General features: G+C 69.0%; 13 protein-coding genes. 8 read left to right on the top strand and 5 right to left on the bottom strand.

Going from position 1 to position 14,017, the window contains the following annotated elements; all coding sequences use genetic code 11:
• The first annotated feature begins 128 nt into the window (after positions 1–128).
• From AC5Y4Q_RS11015 to AC5Y4Q_RS10995, 5 genes are read left to right on the top strand one after another with little or no spacing between them, the layout of a single operon-like run.
• On the top strand, positions 129–1,730 hold the full coding sequence (locus AC5Y4Q_RS11015) for an SMP-30/gluconolactonase/LRE family protein (protein WP_499958943.1): 1,602 nt from the start codon (positions 129–131) through the stop codon (positions 1,728–1,730).
• Complete coding sequence (locus AC5Y4Q_RS11010) at positions 1,727–2,458, top strand: GntR family transcriptional regulator (RefSeq protein WP_499958941.1); 732 nt, start codon at positions 1,727–1,729, stop codon at positions 2,456–2,458. The genes AC5Y4Q_RS11015 and AC5Y4Q_RS11010 overlap by 4 nt, the downstream gene beginning before the upstream one ends.
• On the top strand, positions 2,455–3,993 hold the full coding sequence (locus tag AC5Y4Q_RS11005) for an AMP-binding protein (RefSeq protein WP_499958939.1): 1,539 nt from the start codon (positions 2,455–2,457) through the stop codon (positions 3,991–3,993). The genes AC5Y4Q_RS11010 and AC5Y4Q_RS11005 overlap by 4 nt, the downstream gene beginning before the upstream one ends.
• 1 nt (position 3,994) lies before the next feature.
• On the top strand, positions 3,995–4,768 hold the full coding sequence (locus AC5Y4Q_RS11000; RefSeq protein WP_125225168.1) for an SDR family NAD(P)-dependent oxidoreductase: 774 nt from the start codon (positions 3,995–3,997) through the stop codon (positions 4,766–4,768).
• Positions 4,765–6,264 (top strand): AMP-binding protein, encoded by a 1,500-nt coding sequence (locus AC5Y4Q_RS10995; protein WP_499958937.1) that lies wholly within the window; start codon positions 4,765–4,767, stop codon positions 6,262–6,264. Before AC5Y4Q_RS11000 ends, AC5Y4Q_RS10995 begins: the two co-directional genes overlap by 4 nt.
• 47 nt (positions 6,265–6,311) lie before the next feature.
• Here AC5Y4Q_RS10995 and AC5Y4Q_RS10990 read toward each other — a convergent pair whose 3' ends face one another.
• The gene (locus AC5Y4Q_RS10990) at positions 6,312–7,094 is read right to left on the bottom strand and encodes an enoyl-CoA hydratase (RefSeq protein ID WP_064924276.1); all 783 of its coding nucleotides are present in this window, start codon (positions 7,092–7,094) and stop codon (positions 6,312–6,314) included.
• 185 nt (positions 7,095–7,279) lie between these two features.
• Here AC5Y4Q_RS10990 and AC5Y4Q_RS10985 point away from each other — a divergent pair, with 185 nt between their 5' ends.
• From AC5Y4Q_RS10985 to AC5Y4Q_RS10975, 3 genes are all read left to right on the top strand, one after another.
• Positions 7,280–7,930: a TetR/AcrR family transcriptional regulator gene (locus AC5Y4Q_RS10985; protein WP_185746640.1), complete on the top strand. Its 651-nt coding sequence runs from the start codon at positions 7,280–7,282 to the stop codon at positions 7,928–7,930.
• Positions 7,931–8,130: 200 nt separating this feature from the next.
• Positions 8,131–8,547, top strand: a complete 417-nt coding sequence (locus AC5Y4Q_RS10980; protein WP_064924277.1) for a Zn-ribbon domain-containing OB-fold protein — start codon at positions 8,131–8,133, stop codon at positions 8,545–8,547.
• A 13-nt stretch (positions 8,548–8,560) separates the two neighbouring features.
• Entirely contained in the window at positions 8,561–9,715 is a 1,155-nt protein-coding gene (locus AC5Y4Q_RS10975) for a thiolase family protein (protein WP_064924278.1), read from the top strand.
• A gap of 268 nt (positions 9,716–9,983) precedes the next feature.
• Here the strand turns inward: AC5Y4Q_RS10975 and AC5Y4Q_RS10970 are convergent, their stop codons facing one another.
• The 4 genes from AC5Y4Q_RS10970 to AC5Y4Q_RS10955 are packed head-to-tail and all read right to left on the bottom strand — an operon-like array spanning position 9,984 to position 13,974.
• Positions 9,984–11,009: a CaiB/BaiF CoA transferase family protein gene (locus AC5Y4Q_RS10970; RefSeq protein WP_499958933.1), complete on the bottom strand. Its 1,026-nt coding sequence runs from the start codon at positions 11,007–11,009 to the stop codon at positions 9,984–9,986.
• Complete coding sequence (locus tag AC5Y4Q_RS10965; protein WP_064924279.1) at positions 11,010–11,963, bottom strand: LLM class F420-dependent oxidoreductase; 954 nt, start codon at positions 11,961–11,963, stop codon at positions 11,010–11,012. It abuts the gene before it with no gap.
• A 1-nt stretch (position 11,964) separates the two neighbouring features.
• A complete protein-coding gene (locus tag AC5Y4Q_RS10960; protein ID WP_065019080.1) occupies positions 11,965–12,396 on the bottom strand; it encodes a cobalamin B12-binding domain-containing protein in 432 nt (143 codons plus the stop codon).
• Positions 12,397–13,974, bottom strand: a complete 1,578-nt coding sequence (locus AC5Y4Q_RS10955) for a methylmalonyl-CoA mutase family protein (protein WP_125225172.1) — start codon at positions 13,972–13,974, stop codon at positions 12,397–12,399.
• Between the last annotated feature and the right edge of the window lie 43 nt (positions 13,975–14,017).

Below are 14,017 nucleotides of genomic sequence, written 5' to 3'. Positions count from 1 at the left end.
CGGACAAAATACTCCGTTCTGCGTATTGCAGAACACTATTCCGCAGCGGTTATTCGCGCGTCAAGGCCGAGACGTCGATCAGCGGCGGCTATTGTCTGGACTAACGAGGCTTGATAACGTCCGGAGTCATGACGGACCCGCTCTCGCGTGACGGCCGCACGAGTCCGGTGATCGCAGCGGGCTGGCGGCTGGCACGGATCACCGCCCCGAGTCGGCTGTTCGGTGCCAACGGCCTGCGCACCGGGCCGGACGGCCGGGTCTACGTCGCGCAGGTGACCGGCAGCCAGATCAGTGCACTGGACGTGACCACCGGCGAGCTGGCCGCGGTGAGCCCGCGCGGCGGGGACGTCGTCGCACCCGACGACGTGGCTTTCGACAGCGCGGGAAATCTGTACGCCACCGAGGTGATGGACGGCCGGGTCAGTGTGCTCGACGCCGCCGGCCGCGCCCGGGTGCTGCGCGACGACCTGCCCTGCGCCAACGGGATCACCGTGTATCAGGATCGACTGTTGGTCGGGGAATGCCGCGACGGCGGGCGCCTGATGGAGCTCGACCGGGCCACCGGCGCCCAGCGCATCCTGGCCGAGAACCTGCCGTCGCCCAATGCCATGGAGGTCGGGCCGGACGGGCTGCTGTACTTCCCGGTGATGACCGCCAACGAGATCTGGCGGATCGACCCGTTCGCCGAAGATGCTGCACCGCAACGGGTCGCCGCCGATCTGGGCGTGCCCGACTCGGTGAAGTTCGACACCGACGGCTGCATCGTCTCCACCCAGGCGGCCAGCGGTGCGGTGTTGCGCATCGACCCGCGCACCGGCGAGCGCACCGTGCTGGCGCAGCTGGCGCCCGGGCTGGACAACTGCACCTTCGTCGACGGCCGGCTGTTCGTCTCGAACTTCAGCGGCGAGATCACCCAGATCGCCGCCGATGGCGAGGTGAGCACGGCGCTGTCGGGTGGGCTGAACTGGCCGTTGGATCTCACGGTCGACGACGGCGGCACCCTCTACGTCGCCGACGGCACCTACTTCTACGCGGTCGGTCCGGGCGGGCAGCTGCAGACGCTCGGAATGCTGTTCACCCCCGGCTATCCCGGCTTCATCCGCGGGGTGGTCGCGGTCGGTCCCGGCGAGTTCGTGGTCACCACCTCCGGCGGGCAGGTCAGCCGGTACGTACCGGCCGAGGCGCGCAGCGAGGTGCTCGCCGACGGCTTCGACCAGCTTTACGGAGTGGTCGCGGGATCCGGCGGCGTGGTCGTCGCCGAGTTCGGCACCGGCCGGGTGCTGGGCGTGGACGCCGGAACCGTCGAGGTACTCGCTGCCGGGCTGGCGGGCCCGGTCGGGATCGCACTCGGCGCGCACGGCAGCTACCTGGTGGCCGAATCCGGCGCCGGGCGGGTGGTGCGGGTCAGCGGCTCCGGCGTCGAGACGGTGGTCGACGGATTGTCGTGCCCGCAGGGCATTCTGGTGACCGACCGCCGGCTCTACATCGTCGATGCCGGTGCCCGGCAGGTGCTCGCCGTCGACCTCGACACCGCGGCGCGGCACACCATCGCCGACGGGCTGCCGATCGGGCCCCCGGCGGGCGTGGTGCCCAAGCCGCTCAAGGGCATGCCGCCGTTCTCCGGCCCGCAGGGCCCGTTCGCCGGGATCGCCCGCGGCGCCGACGGTGCCCTGCTCGTCGCCGCCGACGGGGACGGCAGCGTGTTGGCGCTAGAGCCGGTCGGGCCGTGACCGACCACCGCTACCTCAAGGTCGCCCGGGTGCTGCGCAAGGAGATCGCCGACGGGGTGTATCCGATCGGCTCGCAGCTGCCCACCGAACACGAACTGTGCGAACGGTTCACCGTCAGCCGCTACACGGTGCGCGAGGCGCTGCGGCGGCTGCGCGAGGACAACCTCGTGGTCTCCCGGCCCCGGGCGGGCACTGTGGTGATTCCGCGCACCGCGACGAACTGCTACGCCCACGACGTGGTGTCGATCGACGATCTGGTCGCGTTCGCGGCCGGCTCCTCCTTCGAGATCGACTCCAACGCCATGATCACCCTCGACGACGACACCGCCGCGCGCACCGGACTGCCGGCCGGTAGCGACTGGCTGGCGGTGTGTGGCAATCGGCGGGCCGAGAATCAGGCGGCACCGATCTGCCGGACCGAGTACTACATCAACCGGGCCTTCGCCGGCGTCGGCCGCTTGCTGCAGCGGCACTCGGGACCGATCTTCCCGTTGATCGAGGACGTGTTCGGGGTCAGCGTCGTCGAGGTACGCCAGCACATCCGCGCGGTGATCATCACTGCCGACCTCGCCGCGCAGCTGGCCGTCGACGCCGGCGCCGCCGCGCTGCAGATGCAACGCAGCTACACCACCTCCGAGGGCGAGATCGCCCAGGTGACGGTGAATACCCATGCCGGCGCCGACTACCGGTACTCGATGACGCTGCACCGGGTGACGGGACAACAGTGACGGCGCGAACGCTGGCCGATGCCGCGGCGCAGGAAGCCGATCGGACCCCCGACCGCCTGCTGCTCGTCGACGGCGACACCCGGCTGACCTGCGGTGAGTTGCACGCCGGCGCGCGGGCGCTGGCCGCTGCGATGCTGCAGCGGATACCGACCGGCAGCGTGGTGTCGTTCATGCTGCCGAACTGGCACGAAGCCGCTGTGGTCTACCTGGCCGCGACCCTGGCCGGCATGGTGGTCAACCCGATCCTGCCGTCGCTGCGGGACGCGGAGCTGACGTTCATCCTCACCGACTCGGGCAGCCGAATGCTGTTCGCGCCGGAACGTTTTCGCGGCCACGACTACGCGGGCATGCTGGCCCGGGTAGCCGGCACGCTCGCCGAGCCGCCGGAGGTGGTGCTGGTGCGTGCCGCGGCGGGCGCCCCGGGCGCCGATTACCGTACGCTGATCGCCGGCCCGCCCGCACCGGTTCGCCTGCCGCGACTCGATCCCGACGCGGTGCGGCTGTTGCTGTACACCTCGGGCACCACCGGCCGGTCCAAAGGGGTTCTGCACAGCCATAATTCGATCAACGCCCTGATCCGGCAAGTGGGCGATCATTGGATGATCGAACCCGGCGATCGTTTCCTGGTGCCCTCCCCGATCGCCCACATCGGCGGATCCATCTATGCGTTTGAGGCTCCCCTGCTGCTCGGCACCACCGCCGTGCTGATGGACACCTGGGATGCCGATGCCGCCGTGCAGCTCATGCTCGCCGAACACTGCACCCACCTGGCCGGCGCGACACCGTTTCTGACCCAGCTGCTGGCCGCCGCCCGGCGCGCCGGCACCCGCCTGCCCGACCTGAAGCTCTTCGTCTGCGGCGGCGCATCGGTCCCCGCGTCGTTGATCCGGGACGCGGCCGGCTACTTCACCACCGCCGCCGTGACCCGGGTGTACGGCTGCAGCGAGGTGCCGGTCAGCACCGTCGGCGCCGTCGGCGCCGGCGAACTCTCCTACGCCGCCGAGACCGACGGCCGGGCCGGGATCGCCGACATCAAGGTGGTTCCCCACCAGGGCGCGCCGCCGGGCGAGGGCGAGATCTACATTCGGGGACCGCAGATGCTGGTGGGCTATGCGCACCCCGAGGACGAGCGCGACTGCTTCGATGCCGAGGGCTACTTCGCCACCGGCGATCTGGGTCGCTGGGTCGACGACGACTACCTGCTCGTCACCGGCCGCCTCAAAGACGTCATCATCCGCAACGGCGAGAACATCTCCGCACGCGAAGTGGAGGACATCCTGGCCGGCCATCCGGGCATCGCCGAGATCGCGGTCGTCGGGGTGCCCGATGCGCGCACCGGCGAACGGGCTTGCGCCGTCATCGTTCCGGCCGGCGGCACCGGTCCCGACGTCGCGGAGCTGCGCGCCATGCTGACCGCGCACGGTGTCGCGGTGTTCAAGGCCCCCGAACAAGTGGAGATCTGGGACGCCCTGCCCAAAAACGACGCCGGCAAGGTCATCAAGCAGCAGATCCGGGCCGCTCTGATCGGAGGTTGACATGCGGGTAGCGATTGTGACCGGCGCCAGCAGCGGCATCGGATTCGGCTGCGCGGCAAAGCTTGCCGCCGACGGGATGGCGGTGCTGGCCACCGGCCGCGACGCGAACCGGTTGGCGCGGCTGGCGGCCGAGGTCGCCGACGCCGATCGCATCGCCACGGTGGCCGTCGACCTGACGACCGACCAGGCTCCCGCCCAGATCGTCGATGCCGCACTGGCCCGCTGGGGCCGGGTGGACTTCCTGATCAACAACGCCGGGGTCGGCAGTCCCAAACCGCTGCACGAAACCGATGACGAAACCCTGGACCACTTCCTGAACCTGATGCTGCGGGCGCCGTTTCGGCTGGCACGCGATGTGCTGCCGCACCTGCGCCCGGGATCGGCGATCATCAACGTCACCTCGACCTTCGCGGTGGTCGGCGGGTTGCGCGGCGGGGCGTACTCCGCGGCCAAGGGCGGCCTGACCGCCCTGACCACCCACATCGCCTGCCAGTACGGCGCCCAGGGCATTCGGTGCAATGCGGTGGCGCCCGGGGTCACCGTGACGCCGATGGTCGAAAAGCGCCTCGAAGAGCCCCGATTCCACAAAATCAACACCGAGATGACGCCGTATCCGCGACTGGGGCGAGTGGACGACATCGCCAACACCGTCGCCTTTCTGTGCTCAGAAGCGGGCGCATTCATCAACGGCCAGACCATCGTGGTCGACGGCGGCTGGAGCACGACCAAATACCTCTCGGACTTCGGCCTCGACTCCCACTGGGTCCAGCAGTGAACCTGTTCACCGTGCTGGACCAGGCCGCGGCCCGATTCGGTGAGCGGGGGGCGGTGTATCACGGAGAGCGCCAACTGCATACCTGGGGTGAGCTGGCGGATCGCGCACGACGGCTGGCGGCCTCGCTGCGCGCGGCGGTGCCACCCGGGGCGCGGATCGCGATCGCCAGCGAGAACCGGCCCGAGATCATCGAGCTGATGTTCGCCACCTGGGCGGCCGACTGCGTCGTCGTGCCGCTCAACTACAAGCTGCACCCGCGCGAGATGGCCGAGATCCTCGACGACGCTGCTGCCGCCCAGGTCTTCGCGTCCCCGACGCTGGCCCCCGCCCTGACCGCCGTCGTCGGCACCGGGGTCGAGACCATCGGTGGCGCCGCCTATCTGGAGCGATTGGCCAGCGCGCCGTGCGGACCGCCGGACCCGGAGCCATCGCGGCTGGCGTGGCTGTTCTACACCAGCGGCACCACCGGGCGCTCGAAGGGCGCGATGCTGACGCACCGCAACCTGATGGCGATGACGGTGGCGCACCTAGCCGACCTCGACGACCCCGACGCCGACTGCAGCCTGATCCATGGCGCCCCGATGTCGCACGGTTCCGGGCTGTACATCGCGCCCTACGTGCTGCGTGGCGCCCGGCAGGTGATCCCGGCCTCGGGCGCGTTCGACGCCGGCGAGTTCCTCGACCTGTGCGGGCACCACCCCGGCGCCACCGCGTTCCTGGCGCCCACGATGGTGGCCCGCCTGGTGCGCACCGGACGCGAGCGGCCGGGCAACCTGCGCACCATCATCTACGGCGGCGGCCCGATGTACCTCGGCGATCTCAAGCGCGCACTGGCCGCGTTCGGACCGGTGTTCGCCCAGCTCTACGGCCAAGGTGAGGCGCCGATGACCATCACCGGCCTGCGGCGCGCCGATCATGCCGGCGACGACGCGATCCTGGGCTCGGTCGGCTATCCGCGCTCGGGTGTCGAGGTGGCGGTGCTGCGCGAGGACGGCACCCCCGCGCCGGCGGGCGAGGTCGGCGAAATCGTCTGCCGCGGTGACGTGGTGATGGCCGGCTACTGGAACAACCCGGCCGCCACCGCCGAGGCGATCCGGGATGGCTGGCTGTTCACCGGCGACAAGGGCTGCTTCGACGAACGCGGCTATCTCAGCCTGCGCGACCGCTCCAAGGACGTGGTGATCAGCGGGGGCAGCAACATCTATCCCCGCGAGGTCGAGGAGGCGCTCTTGGCGCATCCGGGCGTCACCGAAGCCGCGGTGGTGGGCGCCCCGGATTCCGAGTGGGGCGAGATCGTGGTTGCCTTCATCGTGGGCGAGGCCTCCGCCGCCGAGCTGGACGACCACCTGCTGGAACGCATCGCCCGGTTCAAGCGCCCCAAGCGCTACGAGTTCGTCGACGCGTTGCCCAAGAACAGCTACGGCAAGGTGCTCAAGCGCGAGCTGCGCTCGCTGGCCCGCGAGATTGGGCTGGCGCAGGAACGTTCGCGCAATTAGCTGCGTGCGCGCAATCTCGCGGCGAGGTGGGGCGGCGCGGAGCGCGCCTACTGCACCTTGGATTTCATGTCGTCGAGATTGACCAGCACCGGCCAGCCGCACACCGAGAGCGCATTGCCGTGCCCGGTCTCGTGGATGTCGAACGCGGACTGGATCGCCGAGTGGAAGCCCTGCACGTCGAGGGTCTGATTGACCGCGCGCTTGGCCTGCCGCAGCGCGAACGACGGCATGGTGGCGATGTGCTCGGCGAGCCGGCGAGTCTCGGCGTCCAGCTCATCCCGCGGCACCACCTTGTTGACCATGCCGGTCTGCTCGGCTTCCTGCGCGGTCATCGCGCGGCCGGTGAACAGCATCTCCTTGGCTTTACGGGGACCCAGTTCCCAGGTGTGCCCGTGGTATTCGACGCCGCCGATGCCCATCAGCACGACCGGATCGGAGAACTGGGCGTCGTCGGCGGCGATGATCAGATCGCACGGCCAGCACAGCATCAGCCCACCGGAGATGCACCGGCCCTGCACCGCGGCGATCGACGGCTTGGGCACATTGCGCCACCGCAGGGTGTACTCGAGGTAGCGCTTGCATTCGTGGGAATAGATGAACTCCAGGGTGATCTTGTCCGGGACCGGACCACCGCCTTTGAGATCGTGGCCGGCCGAGAAGTGCTTGCCGTTGGCCCGCAGCACGATCACCGCGACCTCGTCGTCATCGGCGGCGCGCGACCAGGCCGCGTCGAGTTCGTCGAGCAGCTCGGGGTTCTGGGCGTTGGCGGCCTCGGGGCGGTTCAGCGTGATCGTCGCGACCTTCTCGGCGACCTCGTAATCGATGTACATGGGCGTCCTTGTCAGTTACGGGAGCGCGACCCGCCGGCACCGCGCGAGAAGCTGCTTCTCATTCTGGGAAAGTTACCATCTTCGGTGTCGGGACGGCAGCCTCCGGATCCGCGGCGTCGGTCTGCGCCCGTTCTCCGGTAGGGTGCATTCGTGTTCTCCCAAAAAGGCAACTGCCGGAGCCGCTGGTGAGCAACCCCGAAGAGGAGCCGGTCTGGAAGCAGCGGGCGGTCGAGCGGTCGATCAAGACCGCGCGCCTGCGTGCCGCTCAGCGCGTTCAGCGATTCCTGGACGCCGCCCAGGCCATCATCATCGAAAAGGGCAGCACCGACTTCACCGTCCAGGAGGTCGTCGAGCGCTCACGGCAGTCGCTGCGTAGCTTCTACCTGCAGTTCAACGGCAAACACGAGCTACTGCTGGCGCTGTTCGAAGACGCCCTGGTGCGCACTTCCGACCAGATCCGCGCCGCCACCGAAGACAAGGCCACACCGCTGGAACGGCTGAAAGTGGCCGTGGAGCTGCTTTTTGAGCTCTCCCGGCCGGACCCGAGCGCCAAGCGCCCGTTGTTCACCGACTTCGCCCCGCGGCTGCTGGTGTCGCACCCCACGGAGGTCCGGGTGGCCTTCACCCCGTTGCTGGCTCTGCTCACCGAGCTGATGGAGGCCGCCGCCGAGGCCGGCGAGCTGCGGCCCGGCGTCAACGCCCGGCGCATGGCGGCGATGACCATGCAGACCGTCATGTTCGTGGCCCAGTCCAGCGCCGAGACCGACGATCCGGCCGCCCATCCCATCACCGCCGACGAGGTCTGGGACTTCTGCGCCCACGGCCTGGCCAACTGACGCAGCCCCCTCCCCGCGACTGTGCGTGCCTGCCCGCGACACGCCGGGGGGAAGTGTGCAGCTGTGCACGCTCGCGCGCACTGGCCCGACTCCGCTGACAACGAAGCCGGCTTCCGCTTCCGTAGTCACATATGCTCTAATTGAGAATGTGATTTCCACATCTCTGCGCACCGGCACCTCGTCTGAGGCGGGTAGCACCCATGCGTAAAGTCCTCGCTCCCGATGTCACCAACTGGCCCGACGAGAACCCGGCGCTGATCGGCAGCCAATGCCGCGCCTGCGAGGCGACGGTATGGCCCCGCCAGGACCACTGCCCACGCTGCAGCGGCCCGCAGATGCAGGATCTGCTGCTGCCCCGCCGGGGCACGTTGGAAGCCTGGACGACCCAGGGTTTCGTCCCGAAGCTGCCCTACGCCGGAGGCGAGACCGCCGAGAGCTTCGCACCGTTCGGGGTGGGGCTGATCCGACTCGGCGACGTCATCCAGGTTGAGGCCCGGCTGACCGAATCCGACCCGGCCAAGCTGAAATTCGGGATGGACGTCGAACTGACCATGGTGCCGTTCTACGTCGACGACGACGGAACCGAGATTCTCACCTGGGCTTTCCAGCCCGTCTAAGGAGACCTGGAACATGACGGTAGCGAACAACGACGTGGCGATCATCGGCGTCGGCCTGCACCCGTTCGGCCGGTTCGACAAGTCGGCGATGCAGATGGGCGCCGAGGCGATCCACACCGCCCTGGCCGACGCCGGAATCGAGTGGCGCGACATCCAATTCGGAGTCGGCGGCAGCTACGAGATCTCCAACCCGGACGCAGTGACGCGGCTGGTCGGGCTCACCGGGATCCCATTCACCAACGTGTTCAACGCCTGCGCGACGGCCGCGACCGCCACCCAGGTCTGTGCCGACAACATCCGGTCCGGCAAGTACGACATCGGGATCGCGATCGGCATGGACAAGCACCCTCGCGGGGCGTTCACCGATGATCCGGCCAAGCTGGCCCTGCCGGCCTGGTACGCCGAGAACGGCCAGTTCGTCACCACGAAGTTCTTCGGCATGAAGGCCAACCGCTACCTGCACAAGCACAACATCTCCCAGGCGACGCTGGCCAAGGTGGCTGCGAAGAACTTCCGCAACGGAGCGTTGAACCCGAATGCCTTCCGGCGCAAGCCGATACCTGAGGACGTCATCCTCAATTCGACGGTGCTGAACTACCCGCTGACGCAGTACATGTTCTGCGCTCCCGATGAGGGCGCCGCCGCGGTGATCATGTGCCGCGGCGACATCGCCCACCGCTACACCGACAAGCCGGTGTACCTGCAGGCCACCGAGATCCGCACCCGCACCTACGGCGCCTACGAGGTGCACGGGACGTCGGCGCCGATCGAGGAAGACGTCGCGCCCACGGTCTATGCGGCCCGCGCCGCGTTCGAAAAGGCCGGGGTAGCACCCGAAGACGTCGACGTGGTCCAACTGCAGGACACCGATGCCGGCGCCGAGGTCATCCACATGGCCGAATGCGGCTTCTGCGCCGACGGTGACCAGGAGAAGCTGCTCGCCGACGGAGCCACCGAGATCTCCGGTTCGCTGCCGGTCAACACCGATGGCGGGCTGATCGCCAACGGCGAGCCGATCGGCGCGTCCGGGCTGCGCCAGCTGCACGAGCTGGTGCGCCAGCTGCGCGGCCAGGCCGGTGAGCGCCAGGTGCCGGGCGAACCCAAGGTGGGCTTCGCCCAGGTCTACGGGGCGCCGGGGACCGCGTCGGCGACGATCGTCACGGTCTGAGCCGCCGCGGCTAAGCCAGTGCCATGCGCATGTGCTAGGGCGACGACGGCTTGCTCGCACCGGCCCACATGGCGGGCGAGGTGCTACGCACCCTTCACAAAGCCGTACTGCGCAAGCTACGACGGTCGGTGTGTCGCTGTTGCCGTGGAACGCTCGGCGGCCGTGGTCACCGTCGACCACCGCTTGGCCGATGCCGCGGACCAGCTCGGTATCCCGGTCGCGATCACCCTGCTCCAATAACGAAGCGGTCGACACGAAAGAACGCCGGTCACTCCCCCAACCCGGGCGGCGGCCGGTAGTCCGGCTCGTACCCGGCGACACGAATCGGGCTGCCCACCAGCCGGAAATCGCCGGCCGCCACGATCGCGTGGGTGTATTCCTTGAGCGCCTCGGGCAGGGTGCGCACGGCGGCCGCCGGGATGCCCAGCGGCCGCAGCCGCCGTTCCCAGCCGGCCGCGGTGTCGCATGCCAGCGCGGCGGTGACCACGGCGAGCACTTGGTCGCGCCGCGCCACGCGCTCGGACATGGTCGCGAAGCCGTCGATACCCGCTTCGCCCGCGAAGGCCTTCCAGAACCCGTCATGGGTGACGAACAGCGCCAGATAACCCTCGGCCGTCGGAAAGAGCTGAGCCGGAACGTAATAGGAGTGCGCACCGTGCGGATGACGTTGCGGCTCGACGCCGTCGTTGAGGTAGGCCGACGCACGGTAGTTCAGTTGGGACAGCATCACGTCGAGCAACGAGACCTCGACCTGGCCGCCGCGGCCGCTGACGATCTGGGCCAGCAGGCCCAGGGCGGCCGCCAGCCCGGTGGAGTTGTCGGCCGATGAGTAGCCCGGCAGCGTGGGCGGCCCGTCCGGGTCGCCGGTCATCGCGGCTATCCCGGTGGCCGCCTGAATCACGTAGTCGAAGGCCGGCTCGTCACCGCCGTCCAGCCCGAATCCGGTCAGCGCGACACAGACGATCCGCGAATTGAAACGCTTCAACGCGTCATAGGTCAAACCCAAACGGCGGATCACCGAGGGCTTCATATTCACCAGCAGCGCATGCGATTCCGCGACCAGCTCCCCCAGCTTCGCCTGCCCGGCCTCGGACGTCAGGTCCAAGGTGATGCTGCGCTTGTTGCGGTTGAGGCTGGCGAAGTAGCTCGGGCCGACCTGGCGAGAGATCTCTCCACCCGGCGGTTCGATCTTGATGACCTCGGCGCCGAGGTCGGCCAGCAGCATGGTCGCGTACGGGCCGGCCAGCATCACTCCCACTTCGAGGATGCGAATCCCCGACAGCGGTCCGCTCACTTAAATCTCCTTGGCAAGCTCGGCGATCACCTCGCGGGTGCGGCGCTTGGAGGCGATCAGTTCGTCGCGAGTCTCCCCGATCGGCAACAACCGCACCGACAGGTCGGTCACCCCGGCGTCGGCGAACTGCTTGAACCGCTTGAGGATTGATTCCTCATCGCCGGCCGCGCACAGGTCGCCGACATCGCGTGCCGAACCGCGGTCGAGCAGCCGCTGATAGTTCGGCGAGGTCTCGGCCTCGGCCAGGATGCGGTTGGCGCGCTGTTTGGCGGTCTCGATCTCGGCGTTGGCACACAAGGTCACCGGAATGCCGGCGACGATGCGCGGCGCGGGTTTGCCCGCTTCGGCCGCGGCCTTGTTGATCTTCGGCGCGATGTGCTCGGCGATCGCCTTCTCATCGGCCATCCACAGCGAGGTGCCGTCGGCGTGCTCGCCGGCGATCTGCAGCATCACCGGGCCGAGTGCGGCCACCAGCACCGGCATCTTGGGCTCGGCCCCGAGCGCGGTCGGGTTGTGCACGGTGAAGGTGTCGTTCTCGACGTCCACCGGCCCCGGGCCGGCGAGGGCGGCGCCCAGCACCTGCAGGTAGTCGCGGGTGTAGGCGGCCGGCTTGTCATAGGGCAGGCCCAGCATGTCCCGGATGATCCAGTGGTGCGACGGCCCCACGCCCAGCGCCAGCCGGCCGCCGGAGATGGCGTTCACCGAAAGGGCTTGGCGGGCAAGCGCAATCGGGTGCTGAGCCTGCAGCGGCACCACGGCGGTGCCCAGCTCGATCCGGGTGCTGTGGCAGGCCATCAGCGCCACCATGGTCATCAGATCGAAATCGTCGGGCACCTGTGGCATCCAGGCGGTGTCCAGCCCGGCGCCGTCAGCCCACTCGATGTCGGCGATCAGCTTTTTGACCTTGCGCGCCATGTCGCCGCGCTCGGCCCCGATCATCACGCCCAGTCGCATATCAGTTCGCCTCCGCTTGCCCGATGACCTCCCGGACCCCGGTCACCAGGTCGTCCAGCGAGGTTCCGGTGGGAAAGACCGCCGCGGCGCCCAGCGACAGCAGCTTGGGCACGTCGGACTGCGGGATGGTGCCCCCGACCACCACCGCGATGTCACCGCCGTCCGCGGCGCGCAGCGCCTCGACGATGCGGGCGGTCAGTGCGACGTGGGCGCCGGAGAGAATGCTCAGCCCGACCACCGCCACGTCCTCCTGCAGGGCGGTGGCGACGATGTCCTCGACGCGCTGCCGGATGCCGGTGTAGATGACCTCGAAGCCGGCGTCACGCAGGGTCCGCGCGACGATCTTGGCGCCACGGTCGTGGCCGTCCAGGCCGGGCTTGGCGACCAGGACCCGGGCCGGGACCGGCACAGAAGAAGCGAGCGGAGAAGTCATCTAATACACCACCGGTTGCTGGAACTCGCCCCAGACCGACTTGAGCGCCGAGACCATCTCGCCCACTGTGCAGTAGGCGTTGGCGCAGTCGATCAGGGGATGCATGAGGTTGTCGTCGCCTTCGGCGGCGCGTGCCAGCGCGGACAGCGTGGCGGCGACGTCGCCGGCGTTGCGCTCGGCCTTGACCCGGGCCAGCCGCTTGAGCTGGGTGTCGCGGCCCTCGGCGTCGAGCTCATAGGTGGCGATCTCCGGCGGCGGCTCGTCACTGGTGAACTTGTTGACGCCGACGACCGGCCGCTCGCCCGATTCGATCTCGTGGTGGATCTTGAACGCCTCGTCGGCGATCAGGCCCTGCAGGTAGCCGTCCTCGATGGCGCGCACCATGCCGCCGTGGCGCTCCAGGTCGTCCATGATCTCGATGATGCGTTCCTCGGTGGCGTCGGTGAGCGCCTCGACGAAGTAGGAGCCGCCGAGCGGATCGGCTACCCGGGTCACCCCGGTTTCGTAGGCCAGGATCTGCTGGGTGCGCAGGGCCAGCGTCGCGGACTCCTCGCTGGGCAGCGCGAACGGCTCGTCCCAGGCCGCGGTGAACATCGACTGCACCCCGCCCAATACCGCGGCCAGTGACTCGTAGGCCACCCGCACCAGGTTGTTCTGCGCCTGGGGCGCGAACAGCGACGCCCCACCGGCCACGCAACCGAACCGGAACATCGACGCCTTGTCGGAGTCGGCGCCGTAGCGCTCCCGCACGATGGTGGCCCAGCGGCGCCGTCCGGCGCGGTACTTGGCGACCTCCTCGAAGAAGTCGCCGTGGGTGTAGAAGAAGAACGAGACCTGCGGGGCGAACTGGTCGATGGTCATCCGCCCGCGTTCCACCACGGTGTCGCAGTAGGTGACACCGTCGGCGAGGGTGAACGCCATCTCCTGCACGGCGTTGGCGCCCGCGTCGCGAAAGTGCGCACCGGCCACCGAGATCGCGTTGAAGCGCGGCACTTCGGCGGCGCAGAACTCGATGGTGTCGGCGATCAGCCGCAGTGACGGCTCCGGCGGCCAGATCCAGGTGCCACGCGACGCGTACTCCTTGAGGATGTCGTTCTGGATCGTGCCGGTGAGCTTGGCCCGGGGCACGCCCTTGCGCTCGGCGGCGGCGACGTAGAACGCGAGCAGGATCGCCGCCGTCCCGTTGATGGTGAAGCTGGTGCTGATCGCCTCCAGCGGGATCGAGTCGAACAGGATCTCGGCGTCGGCCAGCGTGTCCACCGCCACCCCGACCCGGCCGACCTCCTCACCGACCTCGGGATCGTCGGAGTCGTACCCGCACTGGGTGGGCAGGTCCAGCGCGACCGACAGGCCGGTGCCGCCCTGGTCCAGCAGGTAGCGGTAGCGCCGGTTGGACTCCTCGGCGGTGCCGAACCCGGAGTACTGCCGGAAGGTCCACAGCCGGCCGCGGTAGCCGGACGCGAAGTTGCCCCGGGTGAACGGATACGTCCCGGGCGCCGGCGGCTCTTCGCGCCGGTCGTCCGGCCCGTACACCGGTTTCAGGGGGATTCCCGAGGAGGTCTGCACTGGGTCGCTCATCGATGGATACGGTACTTGCAAAAAATGAGAATGCCAATACCAC

It is taken from the genome of Mycobacterium sp. NGS16 (assembly GCF_059813225.1).
Note: the sequence above shows the minus strand (reverse complement) of the source record. Positions and strands in the feature narration are given on the sequence as shown.